Origin of the sequence: Streptomyces sp. NPDC007929 (genome assembly GCF_042959065.1) — a bacterium.
In the GTDB taxonomy this organism is placed as follows: domain Bacteria; phylum Actinomycetota; class Actinomycetes; order Streptomycetales; family Streptomycetaceae; genus Streptomyces.
In genome coordinates this window covers 314,255-337,217 of sequence record NZ_JBIBKD010000001.1, presented here as the reverse complement: position 1 = coordinate 337,217, position 22,963 = coordinate 314,255, and the positions used below count along the sequence as shown (strand labels likewise).

Sequence of the window (22,963 nt, the reverse complement as noted above, 5' to 3'; positions counted from 1 at the left end):
GCGCCGGGCCCCGTTGCGGAGGTGACTGTCAGTGGTCGGGTGCAGACTGGCCGGTGTTCGGGACGAGGGCGTCAAGGACGACGCCGCGGAGGTGATCGGCATGACCGAGGTACTGCTCGCCGTGGGCACGCGCAAAGGCCTGTTCATCGGGCGCCGGCGAGGTGGTGGCGGCTGGGAGTTCGACGAGAGCCCCTACTTCAACGCGCAGGCCGTGTACTCGGTCGCCATCGACACCCGCTCCGCCACCCCGCGGCTGCTGGTGGGAGGCGACAGCGCGCACTGGGGCCCGTCGGTGTTCCACTCCGACGATCTCGGCCGGTCCTGGACCGAACCGGCCCGCCCGGCCGTCAAGTTTCCCAAGGACACCGGTGCGTCCCTGGAGCGGGTGTGGCAACTGCACCCGGCCGCCGCCGAACCGGACGTGGTGTACGCGGGCACCGAACCGGCCGCGCTGTACCGCTCGGAGGACCGCGGGGAGACGTTCGAGCTGGTCCGGCCGCTGTGGGAGCATCCCACGCGGTCGAAGTGGGTGCCGGGCGGTGGCGGTGAGGGCCTGCACACCGTGCTCACCGACGCGCGCGACCCGGGGGCGGTGACGGTCGCCGTCTCGACCGCCGGCGTGTTCCGCACCCTGGACGGCGGCGCGAGCTGGGCGCCTTCCAACTCGGGTGTCTCGGCGGTGTTCCTGCCCGACCCGAACCCGGAGTTCGGGCAGTGCGTGCACAAGGTCGCGCGGGACGGCGCCACCCCGGACCGGCTGTACCTGCAGAACCACTGGGGGGTGTACCGCAGCGACGACGCGGGCGCGCACTGGACGGACATCGGCGAGGGCCTGCCGTCCACGTTCGGCTTCGCGGTGGCGGCGCATCCGCACAGGGGCGACACGGCGTACGTGTTCCCCATCAACGCCGACGCCGACCGCGTCCCGGCCGATCGCCGGTGCCGCGTCTACCGGACGGCGGACGCCGGCAAGAGCTGGGAGCCGCTCTCGGCGGGCCTGCCCCAGGAGGACCATTACGGCACGGTGCTGCGCGACGCGATGTGCACGGACGACGCCGACCCCGCGGGCGTCTACTTCGGCAACCGCAACGGCGAGGTGTTCGCCTCGGCGGACGACGGCGACAGCTGGCAGCAGCTCGCAGCGCATCTGCCGGACGTGCTCTGCGTGCGCGCCGCGCGCGTCGGCTGAGGCACGGACGCGGCCGGGAGGGGGCGAGGGTGCGCACAGGCGTTGGCCACCGGTTGATCGCCGGTGCCCGTACGGCAGTAGGGTGACGCCCGTGGCACCACGACCCTTGCATGAGATCGTCGAAGCGGGCTGGGCGAAGGCCCTGGAACCGGTGGCCGAACGCGTCGCCGCGATGGGGGACTTCCTCCGCGCGGAGATCGCCGCCGGGCGCACCTACCTCCCGGCCGGGGCGAACGTCCTGCGGGCCTTCCAGCAGCCCTTCGACGACGTACGCGTCCTGATCGTCGGTCAGGATCCGTACCCGACCCCGGGGCACGCGGTGGGGCTGTCGTTCTCGGTCGCCCCCGAGGTGCGGCCGCTGCCCGGCAGCCTCGTCAACATCTACCGCGAGCTCCACGCCGACCTGGGGCTCCCCCAGCCGTCCAACGGCGACCTGACACCGTGGACGCGACAGGGCGTACTGCTGCTCAACAGGGCCCTGACCACCGCCCCGCGCAAGCCCGCCGCCCACCGCGGCAAGGGCTGGGAGGAGGTCACGGAGCAGGCGATCCGGGCCCTGGCGGGGCGCGGCAAGCCGCTGGTGTCCATCCTGTGGGGCCGTGACGCCCGCAATCTGCGCCCGCTCCTCGGCGATCTGCCCTCCGTCGAATCCGCTCACCCCTCCCCCATGTCGGCCGACCGGGGCTTCTTCGGCTCCCGCCCGTTCAGCCGGGCCAACGACCTGCTGATCCGCCAGGGCGGCCAACCGGTGGACTGGCGCCTGCCGTGACCGGGGTGTCGGAGGGTTCCGGGTTCCTCGCCGTGGACTCCGGCGGTTCCGGTCTCCGGGCCGTGGTGGGGACCGGAGAGCGCGGACCGCTCGCCCGGCGGGAATCCGGTGAGCCGGTCCGCACCGGCGAGCGGGGCATCGACCCCGGGCACTTCATGGCGCGACTCGTGCCGCTGGTACGGGCGTTGACCGCCGAGGCGGGGGCGGTGCCGCTGACGACCGTGGTCGTCGGCGCGACCGGGCTGGCCTCCCTCGGGGACGGGCTGCGCGCCGAACTGCCGGGCGCCCTGGCCCGGGAGTGGGGCGTACGCAGGGTCGCGCTGGCGGCCGACGCGGTGACCGCGTACGTGGGCGCCCTCGGGTCACGCCCCGGTGCCGTGATCGCCGGCGGGACCGGGCTGATCGCGATCGGCACCGACCTCGCCGGCTGGCGGCGGGCGGACGGCTGGGGGCATCTGCTCGGCGACTGCGGGGGCGGCGCCTGGATCGGGCGGGCCGGTCTCGAGGCCGCGCTGCGCGCCCATGACGGGCGTGCGGGCGCCTCCGCCCGGCTGCTGGCCCGCGCCGAGGAGGTGTTCGGGCCCGTGACGGGGCTGCCCGGCGCCCTGTACCCCCGGCCCGACCGGCCGGCCGTGCTCGCCTCCTTCGCTCCCCAGGTGGCCGCCTGCGCGGACGAGGACCCCGTCGCCGCGGGCATCCTGCGGGCGGCCGCCCGGCACATGGCCGACTCAGCGGCGGCCGTGTGCCCCTCCGGCGGCGGACCGTGCCTCGCCGTCACCGGCGGCCTGTTCAAGCTGGGTGCGCCGCTGCTCGGCCCGCTCGACGAGGAACTGGAGCAGCGGCTTCCGCAGGTGCGGCGGGTGCCGGCCGACGGTGATCCGCTGCACGGCTCGGTGCGTATCGCGGCCGAACTGAGCACGGGTTCGCTCACGCTGCCGAGTGACGGGGCGATGCTGTCCGTGACCACCCTTCCGGGTGATTGATCCGATCACGTCCCATCCGTACGTAACTCATCAGACAAAACAGGACGGATACCGCTCACCTGCACCCTCCCCGAACAGGGGAACCCGGGAAACCAGTAACATGCGGCGCCATGAGTTCCCCCACTGGGCCCGCGGATGGCCTGCCTGTACGAATGCCGCGCCCCCGCCAGCCCGGACGGCACCGCCGTCCCGAGCCGCTGGTTGCTCCCGAGGGCGCGCCCGCGCTCGTCCTCGCCGTGCCGGGGACGCCCAGTAGCGCCACGCGCAGCCTCGCCGAGGAGGTCGTGAGCATCGCCCGCTCCGAGCTGCCCGGCCTCGACGCCCGCATCGGTTACCTGGACGGGGACAACGGAGAGTTTCCCTCGCTGCAGGCCGTGCTGGTGCACACCGCCGAGGAGCGCACGGCCCGTTTCGAGCAGGCCCGCGCCGCCGGCATGGACGTGAAGATGCCCGACGGCCCTGTCGCCGTCGTCGTGCCGCTGCTCGCCGGCCCGGACAGCGCGCTGCTGCGCCAGGTCCGCCAGGCCCTCATGGAGAGCCGTGTCGCCGCCGAGCTGACCGATGTCCTCGGTCCGCACCCGCTGCTCGCCGAGGCGCTGCACGTGCGGCTGTCCGAGGCCGGTCTGGCCCGGGCCGACCGCGCCCGGCTGTTCACCGTGGCGACCGCCGCGGACGGCATCGTCCTGGCGTCGGTGGGCGGTGACGAGGCCGTGCAGGCGGCGGGGATCACCGGCATGCTGCTCGCCGCGCGTCTGGCCGTGCCGGTGATGGCCGCGGCGCTGGACCAGGAGGGCTCCATCGCCTCCGTCGCCGAGCAGCTGCGCTCCTCGGGTTCGCAGCAGCTGGCGCTCGCGCCGTATCTGATCGGTCCGGAGATCGAGCAGGGTCTGATCGAGGAGGCCGCGAAGGAGGCGGGCTGTTCCGCCGCCGAGTCGCTCGGCCCCTACCCGGCGATCGGCAAGCTCGCGCTGGCCAAGTACACGACAGCGCTGGGTATCGCGCCGCAGCAGGCGCAGAGCACGCCGGTTCGCTGACGCGAGACGCCGCGCACGACGCCGAGAAGGCCCGCTCCGGTTCGGAGCGGGCCTTCTCGCTGTCGGATCCTCAGTCGAGGACCACGTACGACGCCGCCGTCACCCGGATCGAGCCGCCCCGTCGCGGTACTCCCGTGAGCGGGTCGACGGCGAACCACGTGACGTCGCCGGAGCGCTCGTTGGCGACGTACAGGAAGCCGGCCGAGGCGGTCAGGGCGCGGGGCCAGTGGCCGCCGCAGCGCACGGTGGTGACGAGCCGCAGTTCCTCGCCCCGGGCGCCCTCGACGGCGAGGACGGACAGGACGTCCTCCCCACGGGTGGCGGTCCAGACGAAGCGGCCGTCGGGCGAGGTGACGATCCCCGAGGGGTAGGCGTCGCCCGCCGGTGCGCCCGGCAGCACCGGGGTCTCGGACAGCGGTGTCAGGACGCCGGAGGCCGCGTCCCAGCGGCAGACGGTGACGGAGGGGCTCAGTTCGTTGACGACGTACGCCCGCGAGCCGTCCGGGTGGAAGGCCAGGTGACGCGGCCCCGAGCCGGGGCGCAGAGCGGTCTCCCGGTGCAGGGCCAGGGCACCGTCCGTCAGCATGCACACCCGCACCGAGTCCGTGCCGAGGTCCACGCTGACGGCCCAGCGGCCACTCGGGTCGGGCTGCACGTGGTGAGCGTGCGGACCCTGCTGGCGGGGGGTGTACGGCCCGGCGCCGCGATGCCGCAGCACGCCGGAGGCGGACCGCGCGAGGGCGCCGTCGGGGCGGACGGGGACCGCGGTGACGCTGCCGGAGCCGTAGTTGGCGGTCAGGACGTGGCCGGCGAACAGGCCGAGGTGGGTCGGGCCGCTGCCGCCGACCGGCACGGGACGCCCGGCCGGCACGGGTGTGTCCCCGTCCACGCGGAACGCGGCCACCGCGCCGTCGGCCGTCTCGCTGACCGCGTAGAGCGTCTTCCCGTCGGGCGCGAGGGCCAGACAGGAGGGGTCCTGGACGACGTCCACACTGCTCAGCACGGTCAGCGCGCCGCTGCCGGGGTCGACCTCCGCGGTCACGATCCCGGGACCGCCGGCCGCCGTGAACGACCCGATGTACGCCCGCCGCGCACCGTCCACCACCGGCTGTCCCCTCTCACCGCGCCACCCGGAATCACCGCGCGCCCGATCATGCAAGGTCTAGACCAACGGGTCAAGACCGCACCACCCGGGTGCCGGATCGCGGTCCGCGAGGGCGCCCTGCGGGGGGCAGCCCGGCGCGCGGGGCAGCGCGAGCCCGCAGCGCGCCGTGCCGGGCGGTTACGTCAGGTGCCCACCAGCGGGGAGCCCGACGGGGTGCGCAAGGGGCGGGACAGGGCGGAGAGGGCTTGCTCCAGGGCGTGGAGGTGGGTCAGGGCCGGGGTCGGGTGGGGCGGGCCGTCCGTGTGGACCGTGATGTCCCTGCCCTCCGTGAGGGCCTCGACCGCGGCCTCCACACGGCCGCAGGCCACGGCCAGGCGGGTGTCGTGGGAGGCCTCCGGGTCGGCGGCGACGGTGACCAGGCCGCGGACCTCGCGGGCGCAGTCGTCGAGGAGGGCGAGCACGTGCCGGGCCCGGCGCTTGCGGCCGAGCATCGGGTTCAGCGGGTGCACGAGCGGGGCGACCGAGAGCCGCACCCGGGCGAGGAGCTGCTCCAGCTCGGCCACCCGCGGGGCCGGGTCGGCGTCCGCCGCGCCCGCGAGCCGCCGGGCGGTCTCGACGGCGCAGGCGTGCACACAGCCCAGGGCCCGCCGGATCCAGGCGTCGGTGACGCTGTGGGTCGTGACGGGCAGGACGAGGATCACGGCCAGGGCGGCGCCGAGCGCCCCGACGCCGGTCTCGGCGAGCCGCAGCGCGAGCAGCCCGGGGCCGAGCACGCCGAGGAGTCCGTAGAGCAGGCCGGCGAGGAGGGTGACCCAGAGCATCATCCAGGTGTAGGACACGGCGGCCGTGTAGAAGATGCCGAAGACGCAGACGGCGGCGAGGGCGGCCGTGACGACCGGGTCGCCGTGCACGGGCACCGCCACGAGCAGGCCGAGGGCGATGCCGATGACCGTGCCGAGCAGCCGCCGGAAGCCCCGGACCAGGGTCTCGCCGCGCGAGGTGGTGTTGACGAAGATCCACCAGGTGGCGCCGACGGCCCAGTACCAGCGCTGCCCGGACACCAGCTGGCCCACGATCAGGGCGAAGCCCGCCCCGGCGGTGGCCTGGATCGCCTGCCGGGTGGTGACCCGGGCGAGGCCGGTGCCGCCCGGCGGCGCGGGCACGGCGGGCGGCGGCAGGCGACGCTCGTAGCACCACAGGCCGAAGCGCACCACGGCGGCGGCGAGGACGGACAGCAGGACCGCGACGTACAGCTGGGGCAGCTGGTCGGTGGTGGCGTGCAGGAACTGCGCGACGAAGAAGGTCATGAACGCGAACACGCCGAGGCTGTGCCCGCGCGGACCCCAGCGGCGCGCGTACACCCCGGCGCCGACCACGGCGAGGAAGGTGAGGTCGCGGGCCACCGGATGGTCGTGCAGCTCGGCCGCGGCGGTGAGCACGGGCAGGCCGACGGCGGGCAGCAGCGCGGTCGTGACCGCCTGGCCGCGGACCGTGGCGTCGGTGACGGTGAACAGGGCGAGCAGAGCGGCGAGCCCTCCGGTGACGGCCCCCGCCAGTGAGTGCCCGGCGAGGCCGCACAGGGCGACCGCGAGCGCGATGCCGAGTACGGCCCGCGCACCGAACCGCAACCTCGTCCGCCCCGGATCCGGAGCCGTGAACACCCTCTTCAGCACCGCTTACCGCCCCTCTCGCAACACCGGCCATGAGCACGCATGAAAAAGGCGCCGCGGGATCCGCAGCGCCATCGACGCGTCCATATCAGCATCCCGGGGGCCACTGGCTCAACCGGCCTCTTCTAGACTGGTCCATTGGTACAGCCCGAGCGGCCCGGGGGCGGCCGCGGCCGGGCCAACGGACGAGGAGGAGGAGTCATGGCCGTGGACGAGCTCGACACCCGCATCCTGCGGTTGCTGCTGGAGCAGCCGCGCACGAGCGTGCGCGAGTACGCCCGGATCCTCGGCGTCGCCCGCGGCACCCTCCAGGCCCGGCTCGACCGGCTGGAGCGCGACGGCGTGATCACCGGCACGGCCCCGGACCTCTCCCCCGCCGCGCTGGGGCATCCCGTGCTGGCGTTCGTGCACATCGAGGTCACCCAGGGACATCTCGACGAGGTGGGGGACGCGCTGGCGGCGGTGCCGGAGATCGTCGAGGCCTTCTCGATCACGGGCGGCGGGGATCTGCTGGCCCGGGTGGTGGCGCGGGACAACGCGCACCTGGAGGACGTCGTCCAGAAGCTGATCAGCATGCCCGGCGTGGTGCGCACCCGTACCGAGGTCGCGCTGCGCGAGCGCGTCTCCCACCGGATGCTGCCGCTGGTGGAGTCGATCGGACGGTCGGCCCGCACCTGATCCGACCCGGGCGGCCGGCCCGGAAATGATCTTGAGAACATGGCCCCATGAGCACGCTCCCTGGCACATCGGTCATCTTCGATCTCGACGGAACCCTCGTGGACAGCGAGCCGAACTACTACGAGGCGGGTCGGCAGACCCTGGCCGACCACGGCGTTTCGGACTTCACCTGGGCGGACCACGAGCGGTACGTCGGCATCAGCACGCAGGAGACGGTCGCGGACTGGAAGGAGCGCTACGGCCTGCGCGCCTCGGTGGACGAACTGGTCGCCGCCAAGAACCGCCGCTACCTGGAGCTGGCCCGCGACGCCACGCACGCCTACCCGGAGATGCGCACCTTCGTCGAACTGCTGGCGGCCGAGGGCGTGCCCATGGCCGTGGCCTCTGGCTCCTCGCCGAAGGCCATCGCCGCGGTGCTGGCCGCGACCGGGCTGGACGCACATCTGCACACCACGGTCTCCGCCGACGAGGTCGCGCACGGCAAGCCGGCACCGGACGTGTTCCTGGAGGCGGCCCGCAGGCTCGGTGCCGCACCGTCGGAGTGTGTCGTGCTGGAGGACGCCGCTCCGGGCGCCGCCGCCGCGCACGCGGCCGGCATGCGGTGCATCGCGATCCCGTACGTCCCGGCACAGGCGGACGCACCGGAGTTCACCACCGCGGGGCTGCTGCTGCCGGGCGGCCAGGGGGAGTTCACGGCACGGTCCGCGTACGACTGGCTGGTGACATCGGCCGACTTCTCCTGATCTCATCGGGCTGACTCCCGATCATGTCCGTGACTGCACGCCCGAGCATGGCACCACCTGCTGCGAGGGCACGGGCATGGAGAGCGCCAGGGTGGGGCCGCGATCTGGACGGGAACAGGGTGGTGGCGACGGCGGGAGCGGCCTCGTACCAGCCCTGAGGCCCTCGACCGGCTGTGCGCGAGGGCCGCGGAGCACGCCGTACACGCACGAACTTTTTTGCGGCGGAGGTGATTGTTTCGCACCTGGCATCCGTACCTCTTGGTGTTGGGCCGTTGATATCCCAGGAGGCACGATGCGCATCTCGCGCAGCACGGCAGGAACCGCGTTCGTGGGCGGTGCGTTGATCCTTACGCTCACCGCGCTCGCCTACCCCAGCATGCTGGGCGTGCAGAACACGGCTTCCGGCCAGGACCGCATCATCGCCAACACCCAGTACGGGCCCCTGACGGAGGCGGACCGCGACTTCGTGGTGAAGGTGCGCGCGGCCGGGCTGTGGGAGCACCCCCTGGGTCTGCTGGTGATGCAGCGCGGCGGCTCCGCCGCCATGAAGGAGGCCGGCGAGCACCTGGTCGTCGGACACGGACGGCTCGACGCCGCGTGCCGCAAGGTCGCGCCCGAGCTGGGCATCACCCTGCCCAACCAGGCGTCGCCGCAGCAGCAGCAGTTCGTCGCGACGGTACAGGGCGCGCAGGGGAAGGAGTTCGACTCGACGGCGACGAGCATCATGCGGGTCACGCACGGGCAGATCTTCTCGACGATCGCCAAGATCCGCGCCAACACGAGGAACACGCTGGTTCGCCAGCTCGCCGACCAGGCCAACTCCACCGTGCTGGACCACATCACGATCCTGGAGAAGACCGGCCTGGTCAATCACGAGCAGGTCAACCTCATGCAGACCAGCCCGCCCAAGATGCCGCAGGAGATGACGACGCCCCCGCCTCCGCAGCCGGGTGCGCCGGTGCTGACCCTGCAGATCCCCAAGGGCATGGAGGACCTGCGGACGGATGCCCCGAACGCGATCCAGCCGTCACCTTCGGCGGGCTGAGCGGGACGCGGGGAGGCGCTGGACGCGGGGAGGCGCGGGAGCGGGACGTCAGGAGCGGCGGCGGGGCTTGCCCCGCTTGCCGCTCTTCGGTGTCCCGCCCTTGGCCAAGCCACCCTTGCCCCCGCCGCCCTTCGCCGCACCGCCCTTCGCCCCGCCGCCCGAGGCGCCGCGCCGGTTCGTGCCCGATGACCTCGTCGGCTGTGGCTTGCGGCGGGCGTCGCGCTGGGGCTTCTGCTGCTCGGGGGGCTGTTGACGGCCCCGGGTGCTGTTGACCGTGCGGCCGCGGACGATGCCGATGAAGTCCTCGATCTGGTCCGTCTTCGCGGCCTCGGGCCAGGCCAGGGCCACGCTGGACTCGGGTGCGTCCCTGAGGGGGCGGTGCGTGAGGTCCTTGCGGTGGTGGAGGCGGGCCAGCGACAACGGGACGACGAGGACGCCGATGCCGGCCGCGACCAGTTCGACGGCGTCGGCGGTGGTGGCCGGTCGTTCGAGCGCGGGCCGCCCGGGGAGGCTCTCCCAGTCGAGGACGTCGTCGAGCGGGTGCAGCACGATGTCGTCGGCCAGGTCCTGGGGCGCGACCTCGTCGACCGCGGTGACCAGGTGGTCCTTGGGCACGACGACGACCGTCTGCTCGGTGTAGAGGGCGATCGCGCTGAAGACCTCGCGGTCCACCGGTGTACGGACGAGTCCCGCGTCGGCGTCCCCGCCCAGCAGCCGCTCGGCGGCCGCTGCGGCGGGCACCTGCGTGAGGGTCAGCGGGACGCCGGGCTGCCGTTCGTTCCAGATGCGCACCCATTTGTCGGGCATCACCCCGGGGACGTAGGCGAGCCGGAACGAGGGGGTTGCATCCGAGCCTGTCACCTGGCCAGGTTACCGGCCGTGGTCGGGGGTCGTGCACACGCTCGATACTCTGGAGGGCATGACGTCGCACCAGAACACCCAGACGATGAAGCCCGCGACCGCGGCCAAGAAGCTGGGTGTGTACCTCGAGGCCACACCCGCCGATTTCCGGGAGGGTGTCGTCTCGCGCGCCGAGCTGAACGAGCTCCAGGCGAACCCGCCGCAGTGGCTGCAGGATCTGCGGCGGCGCGGCCCGCACCCCCGGCCGGTGGTCGCCGAGAAGCTCGGCGTCTCCATCGCGGGCCTCGCCCGCGCCGGTGTCACCGAGCCGCTGACCACCGAGCAGATCGATGCACTCAAGCAGGAAAGCCCCGAGTGGCTGGTGCGGGAGCGCGCCACCCAGGCGGAGGTCCGCAAGGAATCGGCGCGGATCAAGAAGAAGAACGCCGAGCGTCAGGCCTGATCCGAGCACCCCTCCAGCAGCGACGGCCCCCACCGGTTGATCCGGTGGGGGCCGTCGCTGTTTCGCGCTGCCTCCTGGCCTCCGTGTGGCCTGGGTGAATTCCTTCGGCCATGTCTTGACATGGCGCGTCCGGGCCCCTACGACTTGGGCACCTTCAGCCGGTCCCAGGAGACCTTGCCGGGGATGCCGTCGGCGTCCTTGCCGGAGAAGCCCTGCTTCTGCTGCCACAGCGCGTAGGACCGGCGGTCGGCCTCGCTCCAGTCGGGGCCCGGCCCCTCCTCGTAGCGGCTGCACCCCTCGGCGACCAGACGGCGGCCCATCGCCGTGATGATCTTGGAGCGCTGCCCGACGTGGAAGAACCCCGCCCCCGGGAAGGGCTCGTGGGACGGCTTGGGCGAGGGCTTCGGGTCGGGGGCCGGAGTGGTGCCGCCCCCGGCGCCCTTGAGCCGGTCCCTGATGCGCCTTCGCATCCCGTCCATGGTGAAGCCGCGCGGGTCGACCTTGCCCGGCTGCCACTCCTTGTGCCCGATGACGGACCGCTCGGACCAGCCGTGATGGCGGCAGATCGCGGCGGACACCCGCTCGATGGCCTCCTTCTGCGCCTCGGGCCACGGATCCTTGCCGTTGCCGAGGTTGATGCACTCGAAGCCGTAGAAGTGCCGGTTGCCGTCGGTGTCGGCCTCGTTGTCGGCGGGCAGCTTCGACTCGTTGATCACGGCGCGCAGGACGTCACTGTCGCCGAGTCCGGCGTGGTTGGCCCGGCCGTTGCCGACCAGGTGGACATGGCCCTTCTTGTCGATGACGCCGTGGCAGAGCGGGCCGGGGAGGTTGGCGTGGCCGTCGTAGCAGAGGTCCACGGAGGAGGCCGTGCCGGAGGTGACGGTGTGGTGGATCATCACTCCGTTCACCGGGCCCCAGGGGCCCTTGCTGTTGCGGTTGTGGGTGCGCCAGCCGCGGACCTCGTGGACGGTCACGCCCTCGGCCCGCAGGATCTCCACCAGCTTGGACGCGCTCAGGGGCTTGGCCATCAGTTGTCTCCTTCCACGGCGGCTTCCGCCTCCGCTGTGGTCTGCGAGCGCCCCCCGGAAGGATCGGCCTCGGCGGCCTGCTCCTCCCGGCGGGCCTGTTCCTCCGCGGCGAGCGTCGCCTCGTCGGCGGCCGGCACGCTGCTCGCCAGCGGCCCGAAGGCCAGCCGCAGATCGACCGCGCTGCCCTCGCCCTTGATCAGGGCCAGCGGGGCGAAGTGCCGGGCGATCCCGGCGGGTCCCTGGAGCAGCGGGCGGCGCGCCCGGTCGGCCGGCCACTCGACGCTGCCGGTGGCCGTGCGGGCCGGCACGATCCAGTGGTCGCCGGTGCGGTAGGTGCCGCCCTGGGCGAAGTGGACCTCGACGCCGTCCTCCAGGGGCAGCCACTCCCCCTCGGTGACGGGGATCGCCCCGCCCTTCAGCTCGGTGCTGCGGCCCTTGCGCTTGGGGCCGCCGGTGTGGTCCCAGCGACGCAGGTACGGGTTCAGGTGCGCGAGCCGTCCGACGCCCGGGGCGGGCTCGTCGGACAGGCGCACCCGGCGCCCGGGCAGGTCGAGTTCCTCGACGCGCAGCAGCGGCAGCGGCTCCAGGCGGGAGGCGTAGGCGGTGTCCACGAACTCCACGTGGTCGCCGACGTCCAGGTCCAGCTTGCCGTCATGACCGAGGGACGCCAACTGCACCCAGGTGCCGTCGAGTTCGTCGACGGAGAAGACCACGGAGCCGTTCTCCCGGGACCACTTGAACGTGGCGTCCTTCGCCTCGCCGCCCGCGTGCACCTCGACCCGGTACAGCTGGTTCTCCGGGCCCCGGTAGCGGGCGTCCGGCCTGACCAGGCAGGGGTCCTCGTCGGCGTGGTCGGGGCGCTCGCCGCGGGCGGCGAGCCGGGCGGAGGGGGCGGCGTGGCGCTGCGCCCAGCGGGTGAAGGCGGCCCGGACGACCTCCTTCGACGGGTCGCTCTCCTCGATCTCCAGCTCGGTGAGGGACAGCGCCAGCACCTGCCAGACGATCTTCATCCGGGCTGCGGTGTCGGGCAGGGCCGCGCCGAGGGCGACCTCGCGCAGCGCCGGGTCCTCGGCGGCGCTCACCGAGCGTTCCCACACCTGGAGGTAGGCGACGAACGGCGTCCGGGCGGGCGAGGGCAGCCGGTCGCCGGGCTTCTCCGGGTCGCGGAAGCCGTCGGGCTGGTCCCAGTAGGTCCAGTGCGCGGGCGGCTCCGGCGTGGACTCATCGCTGTCCTCGTCGGTGACGGGCACCGCCGCCGCGGGCCGGTCGGCGTCGCACAGGATGCCGTCGACGTAGTACCGGCCGCCGTGGATCAGGAGGGTGTCGATCTCGTGCTTGCCGCCCACGTACTCGATGCGGAAGCCGGCGGCGTCGCGCGGTCCGCCGTGCGGTCCGATCAGGTCCGCGGCGAGGGTGCGGGTCTGGTGGAGCTGGATCGCGGTCTGCTCGTTGAGGTCGGCGTCGAGCTGGACGCGGCCCTGCTGGGCGACGACCGCCGAGTAGTGCCGCTCCGGGCGGAACGTGGAGCGGGAGAGGTCTGCGTGCATGAAGGGTGTCCCCCCTGGTTCAGAAGTGCGGGTTCACGAGGTCGGTGGCGGGTGCGCGCCTCATGTCACGAAGAAGATCCCGGCGTCGGCGCCGGCCGGGGTGTACTCGGCGAGCCGGGCCCTCAGGCCGTCCTCGCGCTGCGGCCGGTACAGGTCGTGGAAGGCGCCGAGTTCGGCGCCGTCGTCGGCGCCGCGCCGGATCTCCTCGGGGCAGCGGTCCGCGAGCAGCCCGTACCAGGGCGTGCCGTAGCGCTGGGAGGTGAACAGCGGCTCGGTGTCCGGGCAGCGGTGGCGGCGCGGGGTGCGCGAGCCGGCGGGGACGCGGGAGTGGCGCAGGCAGCCGATGCCGCGCCGGGCCACGTGGAGCCGGCCCGTGAAAACGCAGTTCTCCGCGATCCGCACCGCGTGCGTGTGGATCTCACCGATGACCGTGGTGCGGTGCAGATGGAGCACGGCGTGGGCGTGGCGGCAGTCGGGGGCGGAGAGGGCCTCGCGGTCGTCGGCGGTGGCGTCGAGGACGCTGTCGCGGATGTGGATGTCGAGGGGGTCCTCGCTCACCTCGTCGCCGATGACCTCGATGGTGCCGAGGATGCTGTGCTCGATCTGGAGGCACGCGGTGGTGCGGTCCAGGACGATGCTCGGTTCCTCGGGTGAGTGCGGTGCGCACTCGGGCTCCAGCGACCAACCGGGCACGAGCGTGCTGTGCCGTACGACGACGGCGCCCATGGCGCCGGTGACGTTGATGCCGCGCCCGGCGACGAGCAGCCCGTCGAGCACGACGCGCGGCCGCTGGTGCGGGGCGCAGTCGTCGGACACGGCGCGGATGTTGAGGGCGTCGGGGCGGTTGCTGTACCAGTCGAGCAGCCGGATGACCGGGCGGGTCCCCTCGGCCGCGCGCACCTCCAGCCGGTCGCCGGGGTCCAGGTCGAAGTCCAGCTGCTCCTGGTGGGCGCCGCTGTGGGTGATCTCGATGATGCCGGCGGGGCCGGTGCGGCCGGCCCGGCGGTCGTGCTGCCACGCCCGGTAGGCGTCCATGATCTGCCGGTACGGCTGCCCGGGCCCGACCCGGTAGAACTCCGCTTCGGGCCGCGGCTCCCGGTCGCGCTCGTACTCGCCGCCGCCCAGGTCGGCGGCGAACGCGTAGTGGTGGTCCACCCACACGCCCTGCCGGGGCGCGGAGCGCGAGCCGAAGGCGATCCGGCCCAGTTCCGGGTCGACGGCCACCTGCCCGCGCCGGGGCCGGTAGCGCCAGTCGGACAGGTCGGCGACCACGATGTCCGAGGGCGGTACGGGGTTGTCCTCGCCGTCGCGCCGGATGACCAAGCTCTTGCCGGGGCCGTAGTAGTCGAGCAGCCGGTCGTGCAGGAGGCGGCGGGTGATGAACGCCGGGACGTTGTCGACGGTGGCGATGTGCGTGGGCGAGGGTTCCGGGAACGGCTTGGTGACCAGGGGGGTGTCGTTGCCGAGGATCGAGAAGGTGTACAGGTTGCGGGCCCGGTCGATGCAGTAGGCCGGGGTGCGGGTCAGGGAGTGCGCCTTCAGCCGCCATACGAACAGGGCGACTCCGGTCGGGCTCCAGCCGCCCTGGCGGTGCCGGGAGTCGGCGCGGCGGACGTCGACCGTACGGGCCGAGCTCGCGAAGGGCCCTCCGTCGAGGGCGAGTTCGGCGCCGTCGCGGAGGTCGGTGAGGCGGCCGCGCTCGCCGCGGTGGGTGCCGGTGCCGTACAGCTTCACGGGCTGGGTGTGGGCGACCTGCCGGGACAGCTCGACGGCCCGGGCGGGCCAGGCGGCGACCTGCTCGGAGAGTTCCTCCAGCAGGTGCAGGGTGCCCTTGCGGCGGCGGTTCGCGACGGTGGCGGCCACGTCCCGGCGGGGTGCGACGGCCTCTGCGAGGGCGGCCCGGCCGCCGTCGTGCAGGCCGGTGGTGAGGACCCGTTCGTAGCCGGGCAGGGTGCGGTAGCCGACCAGGTCGCCGAGGTACGGCAGCACCCAGGGCGCCGCCGTCTCCACGAACAGGTCCTCGTAGCCCTGCTGGACGCCGTCGCGGACGCGGTCGAGCTGTTCGGCGACGACGGCGAGCAGCGCGCGCAGCGGCTCGCCCTCCTCGGCGTCGCGCAGCCGGTGCCGGCGGGGCAGCAGGTCGGCGAGCCCGTCCGGTGCCCGGGACGCCGTGGGGGCCGGGGTCTCCAACGGGTGGTCGGGGGACATCACTTGACCTCCGTAAGGATCAGGGTGTCGGCGGCGCGGGGCGACAGCAGCGCGAGCTGGGCCGGGCGGATGCCGCGGAAGACGAACACCGACCGGCCCCGGGGCAGGCGCCGGGTGTCGGTGATGTCGGGGTTGAGGCGCAGCAGTTCGGCGAGCGGGACCCCGTACCGGGCGCAGATCTGCGACAGCGTCTCGCCGTCCTCGGCGCGGACCGTGTGGATCTTCTCGTCGTACGCCGCCGGGCGCGCCGGGACGGACGCCCGGGGCGGGCCGGGCCGGGTGAGCAGTGTGGTGAGTTCCTCGGGGGTGGCCGAGGCGGGTACGCCGGTGAAGACGTCGACGTCCACGTGGTCGACGCCGGGCACGGTGTGGGCGGTGGCCAGGACCTCGGAGAGGCGGGCGGGCCGGCCCAGTTCCCGGCCTTCGAAGCCGAGCCGGCGCAGCAGCGCCTGCCGCAGCCGGGGTTCGACGTAACTCCAGGCGTGGTCGCGGGTGACCTTCACGTTCGCGGCGATCAGCAGCAGGACCGGCTCCCGCACGTCCACCCGGACCGGGAGGCCGGGGTCGCCGTACGCGGCGAGGGCGCCGCGCAGGGCGGTCAGGGTGTCGGAGTCCGGGGCGATCGGTACGTCGTCGGTGCCGGCGACCGTCACGTGCAGCACGCGCCGCCGTCCGTCGAAGAGTTCGCGTGCGGCGGCCCGGCCGATGCCGGCGCGGGAGCGGGCGAAGTCCTCGTAGTCGGACTCGGACACCAGCCGGTCCAGGGCCGAGACGGCCAGCGGGACCGTACGGCGGGTCAGGCCCGGGCCGTCAGCGTCGGCACCCCCGGTGACCGGGCGCGGGTTGGTGACGGCGGTGACGCCGAGCGGCCGGGTGAGGGGCTGTGTGATGCGGTCGGCCGGCATGTTGGCGGCCCTGCCGGTGCCGAAGCGGTAGCGGGCGCGGATGTTCTCGTGGCCCGAGGGCAGCCGGGCGCCGTGCACTCCGTCGCCGAAGGTCACGGTCGTCCGGCCGTCGGCCGTGGAGCCGGTGATGTAGACCCGCTCGGCCGGGCCGCGTCCGGCGAGGCTGTCGACCTCGTGCCACAGCACCCCGTCCACCCGGATCTCCAGCACGGGGGTGGCGCCGAGGGGGTTGTCGTCGGCGAGCCAGGTCAGCGGGGACTGCCAGAGTGCGAAGGTCTGGTTGACGCGGTCCGAGTCTCCGCTGCCGATGGCCTCCTCGCGACTCTCGCCGTGGGTGGCCTCGACGACGTTGCCGAGGACGCGGACCGTCTCGCGACGGTAGCGGTGGGCCAGGTCGCCGGTGAGCACCAGCCGGGTGTGGACGTGGTCGCCGGGCAGCCGGGGGTCGACGGCCGGGTCGGCGGAGGCGACGGTCACGATCTCCGTGGCCTCGACGCTTGCCGTGCCCGGGATGTCGCTGCGCTCGCCCGACACGACGAGCGTGCGGCCGGGCCGCAGGCCCTCGTACAGCTCGGCGAGTTCGATCTCGTTGCCGTGCACGTCCTCGCCGAGGGGTTCGTCCGCGAGGCGCAGGGGTTCTCCGGCGGCGTGCACGGTGGTGTCGCGGATGTGCGACAGCAGGACGTCGAACTCGTCCAGCCAGGGGTCGGCGAGGGTGAGTTCGGTGCCGCGGCCGGTGATGCCGTAGTTGGTGTACGCGGCCGTGCGCGCGGCCACCACCTGGGTGGTGACGAACCTCAGCTTCGGATCGCCGGGCACACCGCCCTCGGCGCCCTTGGCGGGCCGCTGGATCGCCACCCAGCTGCCGACGGTGATGCCCTCGTGCACGGTGTCCAGCTGGAGGGTGCGGCGGTTGACGGGCTCCGGCTTGCCGGCGATGACGACTTCGACGTTCGGCTCGGCGCTGCCCACGGTGTACTTGAGGCCGACCTCGTACTCGCCGTGGGTGAACTGCTCGCCGGCCCCCGGCCGGAGGGCGATCTGCTGGGAGGTGCCGTTGTGCACGCCGACGTGGACGGCGCCCTCGTCGTCGGGCCGTGACACGAACAGGGTGCGCTCGGGCAGGCCGGCGGAGAGACGGGCGGTGACGCCGGGTTCCTGGGAGTCGGCGGACCGCCGGTTGAGCCAGTTCAGGTCGCGGTCCTGGCCGGAGCGCACGGACAGCTCGATCCGGCCGGGTCCGAGCGCGAAGGTGACCGGCTGGGTGACGGGCAGGTTCTCGGCGCGCTGGTCGGAGCTGCTGCCCTCGACGTACTGGAACTCGGCCCGGACCGGCGTCTTGCCGGTCGGGTCGTACACGACCCGCATGCTCGCCAGCACCGCGCCGGTCAGCGGCCAGTCGGCGGTACGGATGACCCGGCCGCGAGCGTCCTGGACCGGCTTGAGCGGGGCCGTGGCGCCGAAGGGGGCCGCGGTGACCCGCAGGGCGAACAGCTCGCGCAGGAGCTGCGGCGCGCCGGGCGCGGCGGCCGTACGCCAGGCCGGGTAGAGGCTGCCGAGGCCGGGGTCGAGGGCGGAGAGGAGGCGCGCGGTGTCGGTTCCGGGGAGCTGACGATCGGTCGGACGTGTGGGCGTGGGGGTAGTGCCGCGCAGGGCAGGAAGCACGGCGCCCAGGGCGTTCCACGCGGCGGCGCGCGAGTCGCCTTCCAGGGGCGCGGGAAACTGCGCGCCAGGCCCCGACGGCGCCGCGGACAGCCGGGAACCCATCGAGGCACCCTCCTCAGCCGTCTGAGCCGGCGCCAACTCCCCCGCTCGCTCGGCGAGTTCCGCGAGCACGGCTTCCAACTGCCCGAACCACGCAGCCACGTCCTCATACGGAGTAGCCAGCACCTGCGCCTCACCCAGCCGCGCGAGAGGCTCCGCGAGACGGCCGGCGAGCCGCTCGGGCGTCTTGACGCCGTCCAGGTCGCCGCGCAGGGGCTCCAGGACCTGGTCCTCGAAGTCCTCGATCAGCCGGCTGACCGGCCGCGGGTTGGGCACCTCGGGCGTGGGCGGCTCCTCCCCCGGCTCGCCGGGCCGCGCGGGCAGCGCGATCCAGCGCCGCACTTCGTCGACGAGTTCCTTCAGCGTCGGAGGCGCCGACTTCGGCAGGGAGATCGCCGTGATGTCGTCGTCGCGGTCGACGCGCACCTTCGCGACCGGCAGCAGCTTGCGTTCGCCACCGGCGCGTTCCCCGAAGACGAACAGCAACTGGTCGCCGGTCCGCAGGGAGAGTCCGGTGCCCTCGACGAACAGCTCGGAGCGCCGGTCGAGGTCCTGTGGGGTGACGAGCGAGGGACGGCGGCGCCGGACCTTCAGCTCGTTGAGGTCCCAGCGGGCGATCAGGTCCCGGGCGGTCTCGAAGGTGAGCGACGCCTCATCGGCGGACGCGGGCACGCTGTGGCTGCGCGCACCGCGCGGGATCAGCACGCTCTGGGCCTCGGCGCGCGGGTCGCGTTCGAGGGTGTACGCCAGGTGTGTGGCGGCGGCGACCCCGGGACGGGGGCGGTGTCCGACGAGCCGGCCGAGCAGCACCAGGGAGCGGTGTTCGTTCGCGGTGCGGATGTAGGCCTCGTCGGCGATCCGCTCGGAGTGGAAGGTGAGCAGGTCGCCGAGGACGGCCGCGGCGTCGAGCAGGCCGATCGCCGGATCGTCGGGGGTGCGCACGGTGAGGCCTCCGAGCGCCGGGTAGGCGGGCGAGGCGAGCCGGTCGAGCAGGGCGGCCCGGAAGGAGCCGTAGGTGCCGACGCGGTAGTCCAGCGCGGTGCGGCCGGGCGGGTTGTGCGGCGGGGCCGGGGCGAGACGCTCGTCGTGGCCGCCGCGGCAGGCGCCGCCGCAGCCGCACGCGTCGGTCGCGGTGACCGGGTGCGGGTCCGTCATCGGGCACCTCCCAGGGTGATCGCCAGCAGGCCGTTCTCCGGCCGGTCCGGGTCGTTGTCGCAGGTGGCGATCTCCAGCGGGCCGAGCCGCAGCACGCCGTCCTCCCTTTCTCCTCGGTCCTGTCCGGACAGCCGCCGCAGCCTGGTGACCTCGACGCTCTCCACCCCGGGTACGGCCGCGGCGGCGGCGACCAGCCGACTGAGCCGGACCGGTCCGCCGAAGGTCAGCGCGTCGGGGTGGAAAAAGCCGAGCCGCCCGCCCGGCAGCCGTCCGCTGCCCAGCACGCGGTACAGCTCGGCGAGGATCTGCCCGTGCTGGTGGCCGGGTCGCGCGCAGACGGTGAGCGCGATGTCCAGCGGCACCAGGCGCGCGGGGCCCACGACGAGGTCGTGGCCGATCCGCCGGTACGCCTCCAGCGCCTGGGCGACCGCGTCGAGGAGGCCGGGTGACGGGACGGCGGTGCCGTGGGCGTCGATCGCGACGTGTGCCTCCTGGGCGCTTCCCGTCCAGCGCAGTTCCGCCGCCGCCCGCCGCACGCTCGGCAGGGCGCCCGCGAGGGCGGCGTAGTCCTCGGCGGTGACCGCGCGCAGCCGGGTGCGCCGCAGGTCGAGCGGGGCCAACTGGCGTACCTGCTCGACGGGTTCGGGCTCGGTGCCGCCGGTGGCCGGTAGCGGGTTGCGCACGACGGCGACCGGTGCCTCGCACCCGTCCCGCACGACGAGGTGGTTGATGGCCTCGGCGCCGACGTTGCCGGCCGTGCCGCCGCCGAGCCGGTGGCGCAGCTCCAGCCGGGAGCCGGGGGTGGGGCGCGCGCCGTGGCGGCCGTCGCCGAAGCGCAGGGCCAGACGGCCGTCGTCCTCCAGTTCGCCCACGAAGTGCCGGTCGCGGGGCCCGCTGTCGAGCAGATCACGGCGCGGTACCCAGGTCTCGTCCGTGCCGTGCGGGCGTACGGCGGGCAGGGCCCGGCGGGGGTCCTGGGCGAGGGCGGCGGTCGCCGGTCCGCGCAGCACCGTCTCCTCGGGGTGGAGTCCGGCCGCGTAGGCGGGGCCCCAGGCGTGGGCGATCTCCCAGGCTATGGACCCGCCGAGCACGGTGCCCGCACGGGCCCGGGCGGCGAGGACCTCGGTGCGGTGCAGCTTGGTGTCGAGCAACTGGTCGCTGCGGTACAGCAGTTCACGCAGGGCGCGGACCGGGTGGGTGCGCAGTTCGAGGCGTTCCAGCACGTCCAGCCCGTAGACGACGGCGAGTTCGGCGATCTCCTGTTCGCCGAGGCCGTCCCCGTCGCGGGCGCTGCGCCACAGTTCGACCAGCCGCTGCCTGACCCGGCCGGGGATGGCGGCGATGCGGGCCGCCTGACCGGCGGCGACGGTGCCGGGGTCGGGGTAGGGCACGGCCTGGGTGACGGGCGCGCGGCCGAGGACCGGGCGGAAGCGGGGTGCGATGCCCGGGTGGACCGACTGGGCGAGCAGGGTGCGCAGTGCGGCGGCCTGGGCGTACGCCGTGCCGGGCACGACCTGCTCGTGCCGTTGGCCGGCGCTCTCCAGACCGAGACCGGCACGGTTCGTGGCGGCCTCGCCGACGACGTCGAAGAGCTCGCGGACGTCGCCCGGTACCAGTGCGTGGCCCGCAGCCGCCTTGTCCGTGAGGGCGTTGATCAGCCGCGCGGGCGCGTTGCCGTCGTCGGGGTCGAGGCAGCCGAAGGCGGGCCCGTCGCACCCGGCGGTGATCGCGGGCACGGGCGGCACGGTGACCGTTTCGGGGAGGCCGGTCAGGGTGCGGCCGTGGTCGACGAGGACGACGTTGCCGCGGGCGAGCGTGACGTCCTCCACGGGCAGGCAGTCGCGGCCGCCGCGGGTCGCGAGGCAGAGCGGGAAGCGCAGCGCGTCCTCGACGGCCCAGGTGACCTCCAGGACCGGCTGGTCCTCGATCCGGTCGAGGCCGGGTGTGACGGAGGTGAGGCGGACGGCCTGGCGGTGGGCGGGGTCGGCGTCGCCCGGAGTGCCGGTGCGCGGGCCCTTCACCTCCTCCAGGACGAGCACGTCGCCCGGCCGCAGGGCCAGCCGGCGTTCCCGGCACGTCTCGGGGTCCACCCACGCGTCCCGCAGGGTGGCGGCCGTGGCGCCCCGGGGCAGGGTGCACACCTCGCCGCCCCAGGTCCACAGCCGGACGGCGTTGTGGGCGACCCTCAGCTCCAGCGGGTCGGTGGCGACGACGGGTTCGAAGACCTCCACCGAGCCGCGCTCGTCGAGGTCCCCGAGGCCGATCTCGTCGATCACGACACCCGGCTCGGGCCGGTCATGCGGGTCGAGGCCGCGCACGTCGACGGAGGCGAAGCGGAAGGTGCCCGGGGCGAGCACCTGGTCGTCCGCCGTCCGGACGGTGACGTAGGCGCGGGCGTTGCAGCCGTCGTGCATCGCGTAGTCGATGAGCCGTACGTGGCGGCGGACGGAGACGCGGCGGCGGGCGGTGTCGAGGTAGGCCTCGGTGGCGACGGCGTCCTGCTGGTAGCTGAGGTGGTCGCCGGTGTAGGCGAGCAGTTCGACGAGGGTCACGCCCAGGTCGGCGGGGTTGCGCTCGGCCCAGTCGGGGGTGGTGAGCGCAAGCCGGTCCAGCAGGAGCTTGCGGATGGTGTCGTAGTCGCGGGCCGTGTAGTCGATGACGGGTGCGGCCGGGAAGGACGGTTCCTCGACCGGGGCGTCCTGGCAGTCGAAAGGGGTGGGGCAGTCGGACCGGAAGCTGAACGCGGCGCTGTGGTAGCGCTGGTCGAAGCTGCGGTACGGCTCGGTGCCGGGCCGCCCGTACGGGTCGGTCTCGACGAGCGAGAGCCGGTAGCGGGAGGTGTCGCCGGTACGGTCGATCGTCACGTGGAGCCGGTCGTCGAGCTCCGGGTCCTCCTCACGCTCGACGCTGACGTCGACGGCGGTGATGCCGGTGACGCGGCGGCCGCCGTCGATGCGGACGTTCTCGGGGCCGAGGCCGTGCGGGGCCTTGCCGAGGAAGGTGACGGTGAGCAGCAGTCCGTCGTCGTCGGCTTCGACGGCGTCGACGCCGTTCAGCTGGGCGGCCCTCACCTTGCCGCGGCGGGACGCGGTGGTGCCGGCGGTCATGCGGCGGCCCTCCCTTCGAAGACGTCGTCGCGCCGGGCGCCGGTGGCGCGGACGGCGTACGACAGGTACACGCGGACCCGGTGGTCCTCGCTGACGATGTCCAGGGCCGTGACCTCGATGAGGTCGCCGAGCCAGCGTTGCAGCGCGGCCTGTACGGACAGTTCGAGCGTGCTGATCAGCTCGGGGCTGCTGGGGGCGAACACCAGGTCCAGCAGTCCGCAGCCGAAGTCGGGGCGCATCACGCGCTCGCCGGGGCTGGTGAACAGCAGCTGCTCGACCAGGTCGTGGACGTGCTCCCCGTGGCGGGCGTGCGCGGTGCGTCCGCGGCGGTCGGCGCGGAACGGGAACGCCACGTCGGAACGGGGCCCGGTGGCCCGGTTGCCGGGGTTCATCGGACGGTGACCTTTCGCTGCGCGGCCTGGACGACGGGCGGTCCCTGCGGGAGGAGGGCCGCGCTGAGGCACTGGGCGGCCGAGGTGTCGAGCAGCACCGGAACGCCGTCGGCGGTGATGCCGGTGCGCCCGGCGGTCCAGCGGACGGTGACGCACGGCGACGGCACCCGGTCGACGGTGTGCGGGCAGCCGGTCACCACATAGCCGTGTGCGGCCGTGGCGACGGTGGCGCCCGCGACGCGCAGGCCCCCGGCGGGCGGTGTGGCGGCGGTGACGCGGCCACCGTGCGGGCAGCCGATCACGGCGCCCGTGTCGAGCAGATTCCCGGACACGTTCCT

At 74.0% G+C, this 22,963-nt stretch carries 18 protein-coding genes; 8 read left to right on the top strand and 10 right to left on the bottom strand.

Annotated elements, in window-relative coordinates:
• The first annotated feature begins 31 nt into the window (after positions 1–31).
• The 4 genes from ACFZDE_RS01540 (at position 32) to ACFZDE_RS01525 (ending at position 3,975) form a co-directional block, all read left to right on the top strand.
• Entirely contained in the window at positions 32–1,189 is a 1,158-nt protein-coding gene (locus ACFZDE_RS01540) for a WD40/YVTN/BNR-like repeat-containing protein (protein WP_391196390.1), read from the top strand.
• Between the two features lie 91 nt (positions 1,190–1,280).
• A complete protein-coding gene (locus ACFZDE_RS01535) occupies positions 1,281–1,958 on the top strand; it encodes a uracil-DNA glycosylase (protein WP_390991421.1) in 678 nt (225 codons plus the stop codon).
• Positions 1,955–2,941 carry a BadF/BadG/BcrA/BcrD ATPase family protein gene (locus tag ACFZDE_RS01530; protein WP_391196388.1) on the top strand — a complete coding sequence of 329 codons (987 nt, stop codon included), beginning with the start codon at positions 1,955–1,957 and terminating at the stop codon, positions 2,939–2,941. Before ACFZDE_RS01535 ends, ACFZDE_RS01530 begins: the two co-directional genes overlap by 4 nt.
• Before the next feature lie 110 nt (positions 2,942–3,051).
• Entirely contained in the window at positions 3,052–3,975 is a 924-nt protein-coding gene (locus ACFZDE_RS01525) for a sirohydrochlorin chelatase (RefSeq protein ID WP_390991426.1), read from the top strand.
• A 70-nt stretch (positions 3,976–4,045) separates the two neighbouring features.
• Here ACFZDE_RS01525 and ACFZDE_RS01520 read toward each other — a convergent pair whose 3' ends face one another.
• Both ACFZDE_RS01520 and ACFZDE_RS01515 read right to left on the bottom strand, forming a co-directional pair.
• Positions 4,046–5,080 carry a beta-propeller fold lactonase family protein gene (locus ACFZDE_RS01520; RefSeq protein ID WP_391196386.1) on the bottom strand — a complete coding sequence of 345 codons (1,035 nt, stop codon included), beginning with the start codon at positions 5,078–5,080 and terminating at the stop codon, positions 4,046–4,048.
• Positions 5,081–5,262: 182 nt separating this feature from the next.
• Entirely contained in the window at positions 5,263–6,753 is a 1,491-nt protein-coding gene (locus tag ACFZDE_RS01515) for an FUSC family protein (protein ID WP_391196383.1), read from the bottom strand.
• Between the two features lie 198 nt (positions 6,754–6,951).
• Here ACFZDE_RS01515 and ACFZDE_RS01510 point away from each other — a divergent pair, with 198 nt between their 5' ends.
• The 3 genes from ACFZDE_RS01510 (at position 6,952) to ACFZDE_RS01500 (ending at position 9,216) form a co-directional block, all read left to right on the top strand.
• Positions 6,952–7,428, top strand: a complete 477-nt coding sequence (locus tag ACFZDE_RS01510; RefSeq protein WP_390991435.1) for an Lrp/AsnC ligand binding domain-containing protein — start codon at positions 6,952–6,954, stop codon at positions 7,426–7,428.
• Positions 7,429–7,475: 47 nt separating this feature from the next.
• Positions 7,476–8,171: an HAD-IA family hydrolase gene (locus tag ACFZDE_RS01505; RefSeq protein ID WP_391196381.1), complete on the top strand. Its 696-nt coding sequence runs from the start codon at positions 7,476–7,478 to the stop codon at positions 8,169–8,171.
• A 292-nt stretch (positions 8,172–8,463) separates the two neighbouring features.
• The gene (locus ACFZDE_RS01500; protein ID WP_390991441.1) at positions 8,464–9,216 is read left to right on the top strand and encodes a DUF4142 domain-containing protein; all 753 of its coding nucleotides are present in this window, start codon (positions 8,464–8,466) and stop codon (positions 9,214–9,216) included.
• 48 nt (positions 9,217–9,264) lie between these two features.
• On the opposite strand, the gene ACFZDE_RS01495 is transcribed toward ACFZDE_RS01500, so the two are convergent.
• Positions 9,265–10,077 carry a LysR substrate-binding domain-containing protein gene (locus tag ACFZDE_RS01495; protein ID WP_391196379.1) on the bottom strand — a complete coding sequence of 271 codons (813 nt, stop codon included), beginning with the start codon at positions 10,075–10,077 and terminating at the stop codon, positions 9,265–9,267.
• Between the two features lie 58 nt (positions 10,078–10,135).
• Between ACFZDE_RS01495 and ACFZDE_RS01490 the strand changes: the two genes are divergently transcribed.
• Positions 10,136–10,519 carry a DUF5997 family protein gene (locus tag ACFZDE_RS01490; RefSeq protein ID WP_390991447.1) on the top strand — a complete coding sequence of 128 codons (384 nt, stop codon included), beginning with the start codon at positions 10,136–10,138 and terminating at the stop codon, positions 10,517–10,519.
• A gap of 137 nt (positions 10,520–10,656) precedes the next feature.
• Here the strand turns inward: ACFZDE_RS01490 and ACFZDE_RS01485 are convergent, their stop codons facing one another.
• The 7 genes from ACFZDE_RS01485 to ACFZDE_RS01455 are packed head-to-tail and all read right to left on the bottom strand — an operon-like array spanning position 10,657 to position 22,957.
• Positions 10,657–11,547, bottom strand: coding sequence for a peptidoglycan-binding protein (locus ACFZDE_RS01485; RefSeq protein ID WP_390991450.1), 891 nt, complete (start codon positions 11,545–11,547; stop codon positions 10,657–10,659).
• Positions 11,547–13,094 carry a DUF6519 domain-containing protein gene (locus tag ACFZDE_RS01480; RefSeq protein WP_391196376.1) on the bottom strand — a complete coding sequence of 516 codons (1,548 nt, stop codon included), beginning with the start codon at positions 13,092–13,094 and terminating at the stop codon, positions 11,547–11,549. Before ACFZDE_RS01480 ends, ACFZDE_RS01485 begins: the two co-directional genes overlap by 1 nt.
• A gap of 60 nt (positions 13,095–13,154) precedes the next feature.
• Positions 13,155–15,302 (bottom strand): hypothetical protein, encoded by a 2,148-nt coding sequence (locus ACFZDE_RS01475; RefSeq protein WP_391196373.1) that lies wholly within the window; start codon positions 15,300–15,302, stop codon positions 13,155–13,157.
• Complete coding sequence (locus tag ACFZDE_RS01470) at positions 15,302–19,126, bottom strand: putative baseplate assembly protein (RefSeq protein WP_391196371.1); 3,825 nt, start codon at positions 19,124–19,126, stop codon at positions 15,302–15,304. Before ACFZDE_RS01470 ends, ACFZDE_RS01475 begins: the two co-directional genes overlap by 1 nt.
• A complete protein-coding gene (locus ACFZDE_RS01465) occupies positions 19,123–22,233 on the bottom strand; it encodes a putative baseplate assembly protein (RefSeq protein ID WP_391196369.1) in 3,111 nt (1,036 codons plus the stop codon). Before ACFZDE_RS01465 ends, ACFZDE_RS01470 begins: the two co-directional genes overlap by 4 nt.
• Positions 22,230–22,625 (bottom strand): GPW/gp25 family protein, encoded by a 396-nt coding sequence (locus ACFZDE_RS01460; protein ID WP_390991465.1) that lies wholly within the window; start codon positions 22,623–22,625, stop codon positions 22,230–22,232. Before ACFZDE_RS01460 ends, ACFZDE_RS01465 begins: the two co-directional genes overlap by 4 nt.
• Positions 22,622–22,957, bottom strand: coding sequence for a hypothetical protein (locus ACFZDE_RS01455; RefSeq protein ID WP_391196367.1), 336 nt, complete (start codon positions 22,955–22,957; stop codon positions 22,622–22,624). The genes ACFZDE_RS01460 and ACFZDE_RS01455 overlap by 4 nt, the downstream gene beginning before the upstream one ends.
• Between the last annotated feature and the right edge of the window lie 6 nt (positions 22,958–22,963).

Excerpts from the sequence above, each read along its gene's own strand:
- ACFZDE_RS01475 (WP_391196373.1), bottom strand. The coding sequence starts at position 15,302 with ATGTCCCCCGACCACCCGTTGGAGACCCCGGCCCCCACGGCGTCCCGG.
- ACFZDE_RS01510 (WP_390991435.1), top strand. The coding sequence starts at position 6,952 with ATGGCCGTGGACGAGCTCGACACCCGCATCCTGCGGTTGCTGCTGGAG.
- ACFZDE_RS01460 (WP_390991465.1), bottom strand. The coding sequence starts at position 22,625 with ATGAACCCCGGCAACCGGGCCACCGGGCCCCGTTCCGACGTGGCGTTC.
- ACFZDE_RS01465 (WP_391196369.1), bottom strand. The coding sequence starts at position 22,233 with ATGACCGCCGGCACCACCGCGTCCCGCCGCGGCAAGGTGAGGGCCGCC.
- ACFZDE_RS01485 (WP_390991450.1), bottom strand. The coding sequence starts at position 11,547 with ATGGCCAAGCCCCTGAGCGCGTCCAAGCTGGTGGAGATCCTGCGGGCC.
- ACFZDE_RS01505 (WP_391196381.1), top strand. The coding sequence starts at position 7,476 with ATGAGCACGCTCCCTGGCACATCGGTCATCTTCGATCTCGACGGAACC.
- ACFZDE_RS01490 (WP_390991447.1), top strand. The coding sequence starts at position 10,136 with ATGACGTCGCACCAGAACACCCAGACGATGAAGCCCGCGACCGCGGCC.
- ACFZDE_RS01525 (WP_390991426.1), top strand. The coding sequence starts at position 3,052 with ATGAGTTCCCCCACTGGGCCCGCGGATGGCCTGCCTGTACGAATGCCG.
- ACFZDE_RS01470 (WP_391196371.1), bottom strand. The coding sequence starts at position 19,126 with ATGACGGACCCGCACCCGGTCACCGCGACCGACGCGTGCGGCTGCGGC.
- ACFZDE_RS01500 (WP_390991441.1), top strand. The coding sequence starts at position 8,464 with ATGCGCATCTCGCGCAGCACGGCAGGAACCGCGTTCGTGGGCGGTGCG.
- ACFZDE_RS01480 (WP_391196376.1), bottom strand. The coding sequence starts at position 13,094 with ATGCACGCAGACCTCTCCCGCTCCACGTTCCGCCCGGAGCGGCACTAC.